This window comes from Streptomyces sp. RP5T (assembly GCF_003933965.1).
Taxonomy (GTDB): Bacteria; Actinomycetota; Actinomycetes; order Streptomycetales; family Streptomycetaceae; genus Streptomyces.
In genome coordinates this window covers 1-13,755 of sequence record NZ_RSAJ01000207.1, presented here as the reverse complement: position 1 = coordinate 13,755, position 13,755 = coordinate 1, and the positions used below count along the sequence as shown (strand labels likewise).

General features: G+C 73.4%; 13 protein-coding genes. 8 read left to right on the top strand and 5 right to left on the bottom strand.

Annotation, left to right across the window (positions count from 1 at the left end; genetic code table 11):
- The coding region (locus EHS43_RS21880) for a ferredoxin (RefSeq protein ID WP_260470642.1) at nt 1-211 on the top strand (211 nt) is incomplete at its 5' end.
- A 99-nt stretch (nt 212-310) separates the two neighbouring features.
- Nucleotides 311-2,638, top strand: a complete 2,328-nt coding sequence (locus EHS43_RS21875; RefSeq protein WP_125192462.1) for a heavy metal translocating P-type ATPase — start codon at nt 311-313, stop codon at nt 2,636-2,638.
- A gap of 134 nt (nt 2,639-2,772) precedes the next feature.
- On the opposite strand, the gene EHS43_RS21870 is transcribed toward EHS43_RS21875, so the two are convergent.
- The 3 genes from EHS43_RS21870 to EHS43_RS21865 form a co-directional block, all read right to left on the bottom strand.
- Nucleotides 2,773-3,126, bottom strand: coding sequence for a hypothetical protein (locus EHS43_RS21870; RefSeq protein ID WP_312023432.1), 354 nt, complete (start codon nt 3,124-3,126; stop codon nt 2,773-2,775).
- The gene (locus tag EHS43_RS48810) at nt 3,123-3,287 is read right to left on the bottom strand and encodes a hypothetical protein (RefSeq protein WP_312023431.1); all 165 of its coding nucleotides are present in this window, start codon (nt 3,285-3,287) and stop codon (nt 3,123-3,125) included. The genes EHS43_RS21870 and EHS43_RS48810 overlap by 4 nt, the downstream gene beginning before the upstream one ends.
- Before the next feature lie 165 nt (nt 3,288-3,452).
- Nucleotides 3,453-3,875 carry an Hsp20/alpha crystallin family protein gene (locus tag EHS43_RS21865; RefSeq protein WP_125192461.1) on the bottom strand — a complete coding sequence of 141 codons (423 nt, stop codon included), beginning with the start codon at nt 3,873-3,875 and terminating at the stop codon, nt 3,453-3,455.
- Nucleotides 3,876-4,164: 289 nt separating this feature from the next.
- On the opposite strand from EHS43_RS21865, the gene EHS43_RS21860 reads away from it, so the two are divergent.
- The gene (locus tag EHS43_RS21860) at nt 4,165-4,830 is read left to right on the top strand and encodes a DUF4389 domain-containing protein (RefSeq protein ID WP_125192460.1); all 666 of its coding nucleotides are present in this window, start codon (nt 4,165-4,167) and stop codon (nt 4,828-4,830) included.
- A 537-nt stretch (nt 4,831-5,367) separates the two neighbouring features.
- On the top strand, nt 5,368-7,110 hold the full coding sequence (locus EHS43_RS21855) for a GAF domain-containing sensor histidine kinase (RefSeq protein ID WP_125192459.1): 1,743 nt from the start codon (nt 5,368-5,370) through the stop codon (nt 7,108-7,110).
- Between the two features lie 88 nt (nt 7,111-7,198).
- Here EHS43_RS21855 and EHS43_RS21850 read toward each other — a convergent pair whose 3' ends face one another.
- Nucleotides 7,199-7,819 carry a DoxX family membrane protein gene (locus EHS43_RS21850; protein ID WP_125192458.1) on the bottom strand — a complete coding sequence of 207 codons (621 nt, stop codon included), beginning with the start codon at nt 7,817-7,819 and terminating at the stop codon, nt 7,199-7,201.
- 276 nt (nt 7,820-8,095) lie between these two features.
- Between EHS43_RS21850 and EHS43_RS21845 the strand changes: the two genes are divergently transcribed.
- The 3 genes from EHS43_RS21845 to EHS43_RS21835 all read left to right on the top strand — a co-directional run bounded on the left by EHS43_RS21845 (nt 8,096) and on the right by EHS43_RS21835 (nt 10,508).
- A complete protein-coding gene (locus tag EHS43_RS21845; RefSeq protein WP_125192457.1) occupies nt 8,096-8,485 on the top strand; it encodes an STAS domain-containing protein in 390 nt (129 codons plus the stop codon).
- A 41-nt stretch (nt 8,486-8,526) separates the two neighbouring features.
- The gene (locus tag EHS43_RS21840) at nt 8,527-9,423 is read left to right on the top strand and encodes a pyridoxamine 5'-phosphate oxidase family protein (protein WP_125192463.1); all 897 of its coding nucleotides are present in this window, start codon (nt 8,527-8,529) and stop codon (nt 9,421-9,423) included.
- Between the two features lie 182 nt (nt 9,424-9,605).
- Nucleotides 9,606-10,508 carry a universal stress protein gene (locus EHS43_RS21835; RefSeq protein ID WP_125192456.1) on the top strand — a complete coding sequence of 301 codons (903 nt, stop codon included), beginning with the start codon at nt 9,606-9,608 and terminating at the stop codon, nt 10,506-10,508.
- 36 nt (nt 10,509-10,544) lie between these two features.
- Here EHS43_RS21835 and EHS43_RS21830 read toward each other — a convergent pair whose 3' ends face one another.
- Nucleotides 10,545-12,383 (bottom strand): stealth family protein, encoded by a 1,839-nt coding sequence (locus EHS43_RS21830; protein WP_125192455.1) that lies wholly within the window; start codon nt 12,381-12,383, stop codon nt 10,545-10,547.
- Nucleotides 12,384-12,663: 280 nt separating this feature from the next.
- Between EHS43_RS21830 and EHS43_RS21825 the strand changes: the two genes are divergently transcribed.
- Entirely contained in the window at nt 12,664-13,557 is an 894-nt protein-coding gene (locus tag EHS43_RS21825; protein WP_125192454.1) for a universal stress protein, read from the top strand.
- Nucleotides 13,558-13,755: the final 198 nt, after the last annotated feature.

Here is a 13,755-nt window from a genome sequence, read left to right as displayed (position 1 = left end):
GACCCACACCCGGACCCTGCGCGTCGACCGGATCGCCTGCACGGGCCACGGCCTGTGCGCCGAGCTCCTCCCCGAGCTCGTCGGCCTCGACGAATGGGGCTACCCCGTCCTCGGACAGGCAGCCGTCCCCGCACGTCTGGTGGCCCACGCCCGCCGTGCCGTCGCCGCCTGTCCCGTCCTGGCCCTGCGCGCGGAGCGCACACCGGGTTGACCCGTTCGGCCCCGGCTTCGAGCCGTTCGTCCCCTGCCGCCCGTACCCGGCGGGGCGATGGGATGGACGGGGACGACACCGGACGGACCGAGGTGTGCCATGGGACTCGCCACTCACACAGGACCGCTGCACCGCCTCAGGGCGGCAGTCTCCGCCGTACGAGTCGAACCCGTTCTGCTGGCCGTCACCGCAGCCGCCCTGGCGGCGGGTGGTGTCGCGTGGCTCGCGGGGGCCGGCGGCCTCGCCGATCTGCTGTGGGGCCTGGGCACGGTGGCCGCCGTCGTACCGGCCGTGGCGTGGGTCCTGGCGGCGCTGCACCGCGGTCACGCCGGGGTGGACCTGATCGCCGTGCTGGCCCTCGGCGGCACCCTGGCCGTCGGCGAGTACCTGGCCGGGGCCCTGATCGCGCTGATGCTCGCCACCGGCCGCACCCTGGAAGCCGCCGCTCAGCGGCGTGCCTCGCACGACCTGCGCGCCCTGCTGGAGCACGCACCGCGTTCCGCGCGCCGCCGCACCCCCTCCGGGGTACGCACGGTCCCCCTGGCCGAGGTCGAGGCCGGCGAGCTGCTGGTGGTGGGCCCGGGCGAAGTGGTCCCCGTCGACGGCCTGGTGGAGAGCACGTCGGCCGTCCTCGACGAGTCGGTGCTCACGGGCGAGGCACGCCAGGTCGAGCGGCCCCGGGGGGAGGCCGTGCGAAGCGGCGTGGTCAACGCGGGCGGCGCGTTCGACCTGCGGGCCACCGCGACCGAACAGGACAGCACCTACGCCGAGATCGTCCGGCTGGCCCGGCAGGCGGGCGCGGAATCGGCACCGGTGGTCCGGCTGGCCGACCGCTACGCCGCCTGGTTCCTGCCCCTGTCCCTCGCGGTGGCGGGGCTGGCCTGGCTGCTCAGCGGTGACGCCGTACGGGCGGTCGCGGTCCTCGTGGTCGCCACGCCGTGTCCCCTGCTGCTGGCCGCGCCGGTGGCGATCGTCTCCGGGCTGTCCCGCGCCTCCCGGCTCGGCGTGGTGATCCGCGACGGTGGCGCCCTGGAGAACCTCGGGCGGGCCCGCACCCTGCTGCTCGACAAGACCGGCACGCTCACCGGCGGCCGCCCCCGCGTCATGGACGTGGCCGCCGCACCCGGCTGGACGGCCCCGGAGGTCCTGCGGCTGGCGGCCTCCCTCGACCAGTACTCCCCGCACGTCCTCGCGCAGGCCATCGTCGACACGGCCCGCAGACGCGGGCTGGCCCTGTCCATCCCCTCCGACGTCACCGAGGAGCCCGGCCGGGGCGCCCGGGGCACGGTGGACGGCCGCCCCGTCTCCGTCGGCCGCTTCGACACCGCGGGGGCCCCTCAGCCCTGGGCGGAGGCCGTCGGCAATCGCGCCCGCCTCGACGACGCGGCGGTCGCCTGGCTGACCGTCGAAGGGCTCCCGGTCGGCGCGGTCCTGCTGAGCGACCCGGTGCGCCGCGACGCCCCGCGAACCGTGCGCCATCTGCGGGAGGCGGGCATCGAACGGCTGCTGATGCTCACCGGCGACCGCCCCGAGCCCGCCCGTGAGGTCGCCGCTGTGCTCGGTCTCGACGGCGTGCACGCGGAGCTCAGTCCCGCGGGGAAGGTCGCCGCGGTCCGCGCCGAACGCGACCGCGCCGTCACCGTCATGGTCGGCGACGGCGTCAACGACGCTCCCGCACTCGCCGCCGCGGACATCGGGGTCGCCATGGGCGCACGCGGGTCCACCGCCTCCTCCGAGGCCGCCGACATCGTCCTGACCACCGACCGCGTGGACCGCCTGGCCGATGCCGTCACCATCGCGGTACGTGCCCGGCACATCGCCGTGCAGAGCGCCCTCGGCGGCATGCTGCTGTCCCTCGCCGCCATGGTCGCGGCGGCTTTCGGGCTGCTCCCGCCCGCCGTCGGCGCGCTGCTCCAGGAGGGCATCGACGCCGCCGTCATCCTCAACGCGCTGCGCGCCCTGGGTGTCGACCGGTCGGCGCGGCCCGCCCTGGCCCCCGCCACCGAGGCGCTCATCCACCGCTTCGCGGCCGAACACGACGATCTGCAGGACGTGCTGGAGGCCGTGCGCAGTGCCGCCGACCGCCTCTCGACGGACACCGGCCCAGAGGCCCTCGCGTCCGTGCGCCATGCGCACCGGCTGCTCACCGAGCGGCTCCTGCCCCACGAGTACGCCGAGGAGCACCAGCTCTATCCGGCGCTCGCCCCCACCCTCGGCGGTCCCGAGTCCACCGCCACCATGAGCCGCGCCCACGCCGAGATCGAACGGCTCTCGCGGCGCATCGCCACCCACCTCGCGCTCAGCGCCGACGGGAAGCTCGCGCCGGAACAGCTCGACGACCTCCGCGCCTGCCTGTACGGGCTGCACACGGTGCTGCGCCTGCACTTCACGCAGGAGGAGGAGAGCTACTTCTCCCTCGCCCCGTGACGGCGGCCGCGGTGACGGGCGTCACGGGGCAGGGTGCGGTCGATGCGGTCACGCGGCGCGCCGGCGGCGTCGGGCTGCCGCCGTGCGCCGCGCCCTCAGGATCCACGAGAAGCGGGGGAAGTCCTGCCCGTCGCTCATGCCCGGGCTCCGTCGGCCGAGCCCCGGGCCGCGGCACCCCGGTGGCGGACGAGGTCCGCCTCGACGCGCTCGGCCAGCTGCCCCACGGTCGCGGCGACCGGCTCGGACAGTCCGTGTCCGAGTGAGATGTCCGCGACGTCGACGGCGTACGCCACCAGGTGTCCCGGCAGCCGCCCGAGCGCCCGGGCGAGGCTGACAGCCGCACCCAGGCCGTGCGGATGCATCGTGCCCGCCCGCCACAGGGCCGCTGTGTCCAGTTCGAGGCGGTAGATGCGGCCGGGACGGCTCGGACGCGCGTGGGCGGGCTCCAGTACGACGGCCAGCTGCGCGTTCTCCCACAGCCGGATCAACCGGGCCGGATCGGGGTCGCATGCGGCGAGCAGCGTGCCGGGGGCAGCGGGCGTGCGGTGGCCCGCTCCCGCAGCCGGGAGAGCACCGCACGGGCGACGCCCTCGTCATGGCGGCCCGGGTCGCCGACGCCGATGATCGCGATGCGGGTGGAGACGGTCATCGTTCCTCTCCCTCCACTTCGGGTGTTCCCAGACTCGGCGGAGCGGGGCGTTCCGGTCATGGGGCCGAAGGGCCTCGGGACGGGCCGGCCGGCCCCCGGACAGGCGTGTGCGCGGCCGGCGCACCGGCCGCGCACACGGGGTACGGCTGAGCGCCTGCCCCCCACTCAGCCGTGCCGCACCGGAATGGTCTTCGTGCCCGTCTTCGTCTCGGGCACCGGGATCGTGACGGTGAGAACACCGTCCTTGTAGTCAGCGGTGGCCTCGTCGCCCTTGGCGCCGGCCGGCAGCCGGACGGAGCGGGCGAAGGTGCCGTAGTGGAACTCCGTGCGGTGCTTCTGCGTCGTCTCCTCACTGCGTTCCGCCCGCAGGGTCAGAACGCCTTCCGTGACGGTGATCTCGACATCCTTGGCGGGGTCGATGCCCGGGAGCTCCGCCCGCAGCACGTACTGCTCGTCCGCCAGGTGCTCCTCGATGCGGATGCCGTGCAGACCGGGGACGGTGTGCCCCCCGGGGAAGCCGGTTTCGACCCAGCTGAACAGGTCGGGCAGGGTCGGCCAGCCCGGCAGTCGCTCGATCATGCCAGCCATCTCTTCCTCCTCTTCTCGGCCACTTCCAGCGTCCCGCGCGGCGGCGGGGCGTGCGTGGGCCGACCGGTGCCCTTCCAGACCCGGAAGGCCCTGGCGCCCAACATCCCGACCCCCGCCTGCCGGTTGGGGCGCCGGGTGACGGGGCTGGCGGTACGAGGACCCCTCCGACCGGGACCGATGGTCCCCGAACGGACCCCACCGGCCCTCGCGCGGGCCGCCGCCCGACGGCCACGCTGGGCTTGGGCCGACGCGGCGCATACGGCGCCGTGGGCCGAAGGAGTTGATCGCCATGACTACCCTGGCGGGAACACCGGACCGTCCCGTGCGGGTGAACGCGGTGCTCGACACGTCACTGTCCCGATGGCTGTGGCTGGTGAAGTGGATCCTCGTGATCCCTCACTACGTGGTGCTGTTCTTCCTGTGGATCGCCTTCATCCTGGTCAGCGTGATCGCGTTCTTCAGCATCCTGTTCACCGAGCGCCATCCGCGGTCCCTGTTCGACTTCAACCTCGGCGTGCTGCGCTGGAGCTGGCGCGTCGCCTACTACTCGTACGGCGCCCTGGGCACCGACCGCTATCCGCCGTTCAGTCTGGGCGAGGAGCCCGATTACCCGGCGCGGCTGGACATCGCCTACCCCGAGCGGCTCTCCCGGGGACTGGTGCTGGTGAAGTGGTGGCTGCTGGCCATCCCGCACTACATCGTCATCGGGTTCTTCCTCGGCGGCTGGCACGTCGGCTGGTGGGACGGCGGCCTGGTGGCCGTGCTGGCGCTGATCGCGGCCGTGACGCTGGCCTTCACCGAGAAGTACCCCCGCAGCCTGTTCGACCTGATCCTGGGGCTGAACCGCTGGGTGCTGCGCGTGGCCGCCTACGCCGCCCTGATGACGGACGTCTATCCGCCGTTCCGCCTCGACATGGGCGGAACCGAGCCGTACGAGCCCGAGAAGCAGCTGTGATCATCCGGCGGGGCCGGAGCGGTTCGGCACCCTGGGCGTCTGCGGCCTGTGGAGCCGTGCGCGATGGTCGTCCGCCGTCCGCCCCGCTGAGCTCACCCTGACGGCGTCCGCCGGGCAAGGAACCGAGCGGCCCAGGATCAGGGCCGTTCGCCCCTCTTCCCGCCGGGGCCCACGCGTGATCATTGGACCAGGCGCGGACGCCGGGTACGTAGTCCGCAAGGGGCTCCCCCGTCCCCGGCGGAACCGGCGCCCGCGCCAGGGGGACGGCCTCAGGAGGGGCCGCGGTCGCACGTGGGTCGTCGGCCGTGTGCTCGTACGCTTCGCACCCGTGCGGGCACGTCCCCCGCCGCCTCGGCGCGGGTGCGACCGGTCGACCGTCCGCCCGTAGCCTCCGGCGCACCGCACGCCCCACGCGGCCCGGACCCTCGTGGCCTGACACCCTCGTACGTTCTCACCGAACGAAGGCCAGCGGCTGTGTTCGAGCGCCGGTCGGTCCATGATGGGGAGGGAGACGTCGCAGCGTCGGAGGCGATCACCATGGACCAGCGCAGCAGCGACCCGAACGATGATTCAGGACCGCCTTCGCTGACCCCGCAGCTGCGTCTGGACACGCTGCTGGAGGACCTGTACGAGCAGATCGAGCTGGTCCGCGGCTCCCAGAACCGGATGCGCACCCTGCTGGACGCGGTGCTGACCATCGGCAGCGGCCTCGACCTGGACGTGGTGCTGCGCCGCATCGTGGAGTCGGCGGTGCAGCTGGTCGACTGCCGGTACGGCGCGCTCGGCGTCATCGGGGACGAGGGCGGCATCGAGCAGTTCATCACGGTGGGGATCGACGAGGAGACCATTGCCCGCATAGGCCACTATCCGCGCGGTGAGGGCATCCTCGGCCTGCTCATCCGTGATCCCCGGTCACTGCGCCTGCCGGACCTGAGCGAGCACCCCGACTCGGTCGGCTTCCCGCCCGGCCACCCGCCGATGACGACCTTCCTCGGCGCCCCGGTCCAGGTGCACGACCGGATCTTCGGCAACCTCTACATGACCGAGAAGAGCGGCGGACGGCAGTTCGACGCCGACGACGAGGCGGTGCTGCGCACCCTCGGGGCGGCGGCCGGCGTGGCGATCGACAACGCCCGGCTCTACGACGCCGCCCGCCGCGGGGAGCGCCGGCTGGCCGCGAGCGGCGAACTGACCCGCAGGCTGCTCTCGGGCGCCGATCCCGTGGACGTACTGGACTCGTGCACCATGATGGTCCGCGAGCTGTCGGGAGCCGACCTGGTGACCCTGGCGGTACCGGTCGGCGCCACCGGCAACCTGGTCATCGAGGCCGCCGACGGCATCGACGCCCACCGGGTGCGGGGCCTGTCGCTGCCCGCCGGTACGAGTCTGGCCGCCAAGGTGTTCGATTCCGGTGAGACCATCGTCAGCGCCTGCCTCAGTCAGGACCCGCGCGCCGTTTCAGGCAGCGGTGCCGTGCTGGATCTGGGCCCGGCGTTCCTGATCCCGCTCGGGACCCCGGAGCGGGTGCGCGGTGTGCTCCTGGTCGCCAACCGGCGGGACGGACCGGCCTTCCCCGACGCCGCGATCGAGATGATCACGGGGTTCGCCGACCAGGCCGCACTCGCCCTGGAGATCGCCGAGCACCGCCGCGACGCCGAACAGGTCCTCATCCTGAACGACCGCGACCGCATCGCCCGCGACCTGCACGACCTGGCCATCCAGCGCCTGTTCGCCGGCGGGCTGAGCCTGCAGTCCGTCCTCAACCGCCTCACCGACCAGCCCGAGACCGCAGAGCGCGTCCAGCGGGTGGTGGACGACCTCGACGACACGATCAAGATCGTGAGGTCCACCATCTACGCGCTGCGCGAGCGCGAGCGGTCCGAGAGCGCCGGTCTGCGCGCCCGGCTGGTGACCGAGGTGGCCCGGGCCGCGGAGCCGCTCGGCTTCGCACCCGCCCTGCGGATGAGCGGTCTGCTGGACACGGATGTGCCCGATGACCACCGCGACGAACTGCTCGCGGTGTTGCGCGAGGCCCTGTCCAACGTCGCCCGGCACGCCCACGCCGGCGCCGTGGAGGTCACGGTCGAACTGGTCGACGGTGCGCTGCGGTTGCGGGTCGCCGACAACGGACGCGGCGTCGACCCCGGTGTCACCCGCCGCAGCGGCCTGGCCAACATGCGCACCCGGGCCGAGAACCTCGGCGGCACCTTCGTTCTGGCGCCCGGCCGGCCGACCGGCACGCTGCTGGAATGGACGGTGCCGCTGAAGACGGGCCGGTGATCCGGGACCAGGCCTCAGCGGCGCCGTACGAAGGCCGGGGCACCGCCGCGGCGATGCGGCGGTGCCCCGGCTCGGGACCGTTGTGCGGTCAGAGGAGCCAGCGGTTGCGGCTGACGAACGGCAGTCGCGCCCAGGCCTTCCCCAGGCCCCAGGTGGCGCCGGCACCGGCGGCCGCGAGGGCGATGATGACGACGGCGTAGACGAGGTGGTAGTCGGCGAACGGGTTGGTCGACATGCTCGGCGACCCGTCGGACAGGTGCTTGGCGGGCGGCCATTCGGCCATCCACATCAGGGCCATCATCACGGTGCCGGCCACGGCCGCCATCCGCAGGCCGATGCCCGCGATCAGGGCGAGGCCGATGCCGAGCAGGCCGAGCATGAACAGCCAGTTCGCCCAGGTGTCCCCGGCCCAGGAGTGGAAGGTGGACTCCATCGGCCCGGCGGCGACCGAGCTGAGGAAACCCTTGGTGGGCGAGCCGCCGTCGATCCAGCCCTTGCCGGAGGGGGTGGCGTAGCCGAAGCCGAAGGTCTTGTCGAGGAAGGCCCACAGGAAGACGAACCCGGTCAGGACGCGGAGCCCGGCGAGGACGTGTGCACTGGCCGCCGTCAGAGTGAGGGTCTCTCCGGCGGGCCGCTCGGCGGCCCCGGCCTTGCGCACGGACGGCATGTGGAACCGCACGTGCCGGTGGGGCTGGTCGTGAACTGCCATGGTGTTCATCCCTTTCGAGGGTGGCGCGCGAGGTTACGGTTGCTCGTTGCGCTTTCAATGTCCCGCTCCGGCAACGGGTGCGGCAGGGGCTGCGAGGCCCTCCCGGCGGGGCCGAACGTCCCACCCGCGCAAGCCTGTTCAGCCCTCGGCGCCGAGGTGCGTACACCCTGCGGCGACCAACCCGTCGAGCACAAAAGTCCCCTTATCACCCTTTTTCCGGTCACTGGGGGCCGGTCGGCCCTACCCCCGGCCCCGGCATACGGCTTTTCTCTGTGTATGGCCGAGAACCACACCAGGCCCGCGCCCTGCCACACGGAACGAGTCGTCGGCGGCACGACCGTGGTGGAAGTGCGCGGCGAGATCGACATCCTTACGGCGCCGTCCCTTTCGGCACGTCTCGACGCCCTCTCCGCCGGGCCGTGTCCCGACCTGGTGCTGGATCTGCGCCCCGTGTCCTTCATCGACTGCAGCGGACTTCGCCTGCTGTGCAGGACGAGGAACCGGACGCGGGCCCGGCAGGGCCGGCTCCGGCTCGTCACCGACAACAGCTGCTTCCTGCGCATCCTGGACGGCGCCCGGCTGGCCGACACCTTCGAGATCCACCCCGACCTGTCGACCGTGCTCAGCGAGGTTCCCGACGAGAACATCGACTCCGCCGCGGGCTGAGCCGTCGGGCGGAGCACCCTACCGAGGAAGCGGTGGCGATCATGCGAGCTCAACTCGGCGATCAACTCGTCGTCGAAAGTCCGGCCACGGGCGCCACCAGGCGCGACGGCGAGATCGTGGGGCTGCACCACGAGGACGGCACGCCTCCCTATGACGTGCACTGGTCGGACACGGACGAGGTGACGCTCGTGTTCCCCGGACCCGACGCGCACGTACGTCACGTCGAGCCACGGCCCGGGACGGCGAGCGAGCAGGCCGACGACGGCTCCGCAGGGACACCGCGGGACCGGGCGCCCGGCCCCGGTGACATCGGCCGGCGTATCGCCGCCGAGCGTCGGCGCAAGGGGCTGGGGCGGGCGGAGACCGCCCACCGCGCCAAGATGGCGCCGGAATACCTGGCGTACCTGGAGGAACGGCCGGCCGAACCGGGCCTCGCGAGTCTCATCAGGCTGGCCGACGCGCTCGGCACCACCGTCGCGGCCCTGCGCGGAGGCGGCGCCGATCTGCCCTCGGGCCAGGGCCACGCACTCCTGCACCCGCAGTTGCACGATCTGGGACCGGATGAATGCCGTGCCCGGCTCTCCACGCACGGCGTGGGACGCGTCGCGGTGTCGACTCCTGATGGCCCGGCCGTGCTCCCGGTGAACTACGCGGTCGTCGACGACGCCATCGTCTTCCGGACCAGGCCGGGCTCGGCCCCGGCGGCGGCCGTGGGAGCGGATGTCGCCTTCGAGGTCGACCATGTGAACGAGATCATGAGCCAGGGCTGGAGTGTGCTCGCCGTCGGCCCGGCCCGCGCGGTCACGGACCCCGACGAGGTACGGCGGCTGGCCGACCGCGCCCGCACCGACCCCTGGGCGGGGGGCGAGCGAGAGTTGTGGGTGTCGATCCGGCCCAGAAGCCTGACGGGGCGCCGGATCAGCCCGGCCGACCAGTGAGTCGCTGAGCGCCGCATCACCCTTGGGGCGAGGGCGGGTTGGCCGCCGACGCCCCTCCCTCCTGTGCCCGCAGGGGCCGTACGGGCCAACGCGCGGGACCGGTGGCCCATCGGACGCGTGGCAGGTCGCCTCGACGATGGAGACAGGAACAGACCACGCAAGGACCACGGAGGTGCCCCGCCATGTCACGACCGGTCGTCGCAGGAGTCGACGGATCCCCCGAGAGCCTGGCCGCCGCGGAGTGGGCCGCCCGCGAGGCGGTGCGCCGCGATGTGCCCCTGCACCTGGTACACGCCTCCGGCTGGACCCCGGGCCGGACGTCCTCCGCCGCGGCCGGCGCGGTGCGCCGCCATGTGGGCCGGGGCATCCTGCGCGAGGCGGAGGACCGCATCACACGGACCTTCCCCGAGGTGCGGGTCACCGACGAACAGATCGAAGGCCCGGCGGCCGAGGTCCTGTCGCGATCCGCGCAGCAGGCCGAGTTGCTGGTGATCGGCTCGCGCGGGCTGAGCGGTTTCACCGGATTCCTCCTCGGGTCGGTGGCCCAGGCCGTCGTGGCCCGCACCACCCGCCCGGTCGTCCTGGTCGAGGCCGGGGAGCGGTCCGAGGACGAGCACCTTCCGGACGCGGACGGCAGTACGTCGCCGCGCACTCCGTACCGTGACGTCGTGCTCGGCATCGACGTGCGCGACCCCTGCGACGAGGTGATCGACTTCGCCTTCGAGACGGCACGGCTGCGCGGTGCGACGCTGCACGCGATCCACGCCTGGGACAACTCCTCGGCCGTCGCTCTCGGTCCCGGCGAGCCCGGTGTCGGCGAAGGGCCCCGGCGCGAGGAGGAGTGGCGTGCCTTCCTCTCCGCGGTGCTGCAGAACTGGCGCGACAAATACCCCGGCGTCGAGGTCACCGAGACATCCGTCAAGGACAACGCGGCGACCCGGTTGGTGCGCGCCGCGTCGGGCGCCGGACTGCTCGTCGTCGGCCGCCGCGTGCGCGAGGCCCGACTCGGCCCGCACACCGGCCCGGTCACGCACGCCGCGATCCACCACGCGCGCTGCCCCGTCGCCGTGGTGGCGCACAGCTGAGGCCCCGAACGCCGGGCCCGAACCGTCGCACCGCGCTCACCGGGTGCCGGGCTCGGCCTCGTACGGGCCGGGAACCTCGTAGGGGCTGGGAACGGGGAAGTACCTCTCCAGGAACGAGGTCACCAGGGGCTGTTGCGCCGCGAGGTCCTGTTCGCCGGAGACCGTGTCGTTGAGGCAGAACACGTGCCGGTCCCGCCGTGCGAGCAGGGTGCCCAGGCGAGCCGCCAGCGCGGGGTGCGAGAGGTCGAGGTAGGCGTAGCGGAGGTGGCCGGGGACGGCCCGGGCCGTGTGGAACGCGTAGTAGTGGTGCAAGGACGAGACGATCGACAGGTCGTCGCGACTGCGCAGCCGGTGGCCCGCGGTGGCCCGGTGCAGGTCCGGGAATCTCTCCTCGATCTCGTACAGCACCTCGCGCCGCAGCGCGTGCGGGGTGTGCTTCATCTTCTGGCTGATGACCGTGCCGAACTCCGCCTCGATCAGGGCACGGTTGTTCTTGCCGGCGGCCGCGACCGGCACGTCGTCCTCGGACGGCGGGCCCGGCGGGATGAGCACGGTCGAGGGGAAGAACTTCGTCAGGCCGTTGGCGAGGAAGAAGTCCTGGGGCGTGGTGGGCCGGCCGAGGAACACGTCGTCGTTGAAGTACAGGAAATGCTCCGACAGGCCGTCGATGTGGTGCAGTTGACTCTCGATGGCATGGGAGTTGAACGTCGGCAGCAGGCCCGGATCGCTGAACATCTCCTTGTGGCCGACAATGCGGAGACCGGGCGCCGTGACGTCCAGCCACGACGGTGTCTGCTCGTCGGTGACCAGGAAGACGGTCCGCACCCAGGGCGCGTACTGGCTCAGGGAGCGCAGCGAGTAGCGCAGTTCGTCGCGGTTCAGGTAGCGCGCCGCGTTGGCGGCCTCCGCGTGGTACCCCGGCCCCGCGCAGGCCGTACGGCGGCGCAGCCACTCCGGGTCGCTTCCGTCGACCCACGTGTAGACGACGTCCACCGGGAAGCGGATGTCGTCGGGGCCGGGACGGGCGAACTCCCTTCGGGTGCGCACCGCCGGCAGGGGGCTCTCGGCCGGGGCCAGCCAGGTGAACAGGGAGTCCGACGCACGTACGGCGGTGTCGGTGCGGGGCACCTGTTCGGCCGTACGGTTCGGGCGCGGGGCCACCAGTGTGTCCTCCTCCCCCGTCCAGAACTCCACGTCACAGCCGTACTTGGGGCCCAGTGTCAGCCGCCCCGCCGGATCGCCGTAGTACCAGGTCACGCGGATGACGTCGGCCGACGCGAGCCACCGCCAGGCGGTACCTCCGAATCCCGGTCGCGTGGTGCGCTGTTCGTGCCACCGCCTGTCCAGGGAACAGACGTAGCCGGGCCGCGACCGGCAGGCCCGGGCCAGGGCGCGCAGCACCTGCGGCCGCTCGTCGGCGGCCACCGCCACCGTCGCCGAGGTGTGGGAACGGCCGCGCACGCAGAAGTAGTCGATGCCCGCCTCGTCGAGGGCGCGGCGCACCGCTGCCGCGTTGTCGTTGCGTGCTTGCAGCGGTGACACGTCCGGGCGCACGAGCACGATCTTGGGAACGTCGCGCACCAGGCGCACCGCCCGGTCGGAGCCCGCGCACAGGCCGGGCTTCGCGTGCACGAGACGGACCGCTCGCGCCTTGCCCACGATGTGCCGCGCGGAGGGCGCCACGGCGACGTACTGCTTCATCCGTGCGCGTGCCGCGACGGACGTACGGGAGGCGACGGCCCGCCGAACGCGCCCGGGCACCCGGCGCCGGTACAGGCGCAGCAGCCAGGAACCCTCAAGGTCGCGGCGGGCGAGGAGACTTGGGGACGACTTCACCGGCGGCGACGCCGGTCGGTGGGGTGTCACGGCACTCATGAGGCGCCCTTCCCCTCGTGCGGGACAACGGTTCCTGTCACTGTCCCGCTGCCGTCGGCGCGGCGGATGGGGCCGCTGGTCCTCGTGTGGAGGCCGAACGGACCGACGGCGCGGTCGGACTTGGGGCGGGGCCCGGCGAAGTGGCCCATGGCGAAGGGGCCGTTCGGCCAGGTGCTCTGGACGTTCCGGCCTCTGACGGCAGGGTCGTCCGTGCGGCGATGCTGAGGTGGAGGAGGTCCGCACATCGACGTGCGGGCGCCGGTCGAAGGGGGTGTTGACCGTGGTGCGCCCTGTTGTCGTGGGGTTGGACGGTTCGGGCCGGAGCCTCGCGGCCGCCGACTGGGCGGCCGGGGAAGCCCTCAGGCGTGGTCTGCCCCTTGAGGTGGTGCAGGCGTGGGAGGGCGTGACCTCGCCCTGTGACACGAAGCAGCCGGAACTCAACTGGCCGCGCTGTCTGGCGCGGCGCATGCTGGCGGACGCCGCCGACCGGCTGCGCGAAGGCCACCCGGAGCTTGCCGTGCGCACCCGGCAGATCGCGGGCTCCGCGACCGACGTCCTCACCGCGGTGGGCGCCGAGGCCGAACTGCTGGTGCTGGGCAGCCGGGCCGTCAGTGCCGTCGGCGGGTTCCTCGCGGGGTCGGTGGCCCAGGTGCTCGTGGGGCGTGTCGCCAGGCCCGTCGTGCTCGTGCAGGCCCATGCGACAGCGGCGGGCGAGCATCTGCCGGACGCCGAGGGTCGGCCCTCGGTCCAGGCGCCGTACCGTGACGTCGTGGTCGGCGTCGATCCGAGGCACCCGTGCGAGGAGTTGCTGTCGTTCGCCTTCGAGAGCGCGGCGCTGCGTGCCGCGCCGCTGCGGGTCGTCCACACGTGGCGTCTGCCCTATGTGCGGACCCCCACGGTGGCCAGGGCGCCCCGGGCGGCGGCCGCTGCGGCGGCGGCTGCGCTGGCAGGAACGGTGAAGCCGTGGCGCGAGAAGTTCCCGGGCGTGGAGGTCCACGAGCGGGTGCTGGAGGGGCGGCCCTCGCAGGTGCTGCCGGAGGCCGCGCGGGACGCGGGACTGCTGGTGGTCGGACGCCGCATCCGCTCCGGCCGCCCGGGCGCCCGCACCGGGGCCGTCACGCACGCGGCGACGCACCGCGCCCCGTGCCCGGTCGCCGTCGTGGCGCACGACTGAACGGTGCGTGTCGGCCGGGCGGGACACACCGGCGTGACGGACACCCAGCCGCCGGCTCAGCCGACGACGCCCCCCCACACCGCCGAGGGCGGCGGCCCAGCCGCAGCCCCAGCCCGCGGTACAGCCCCAGCCCGCGCCCTCTCCGCTGCCGGGGGAACGGCAGCCGCAGCAGCAGGCCCCTACCACCCGCCGCAGGCC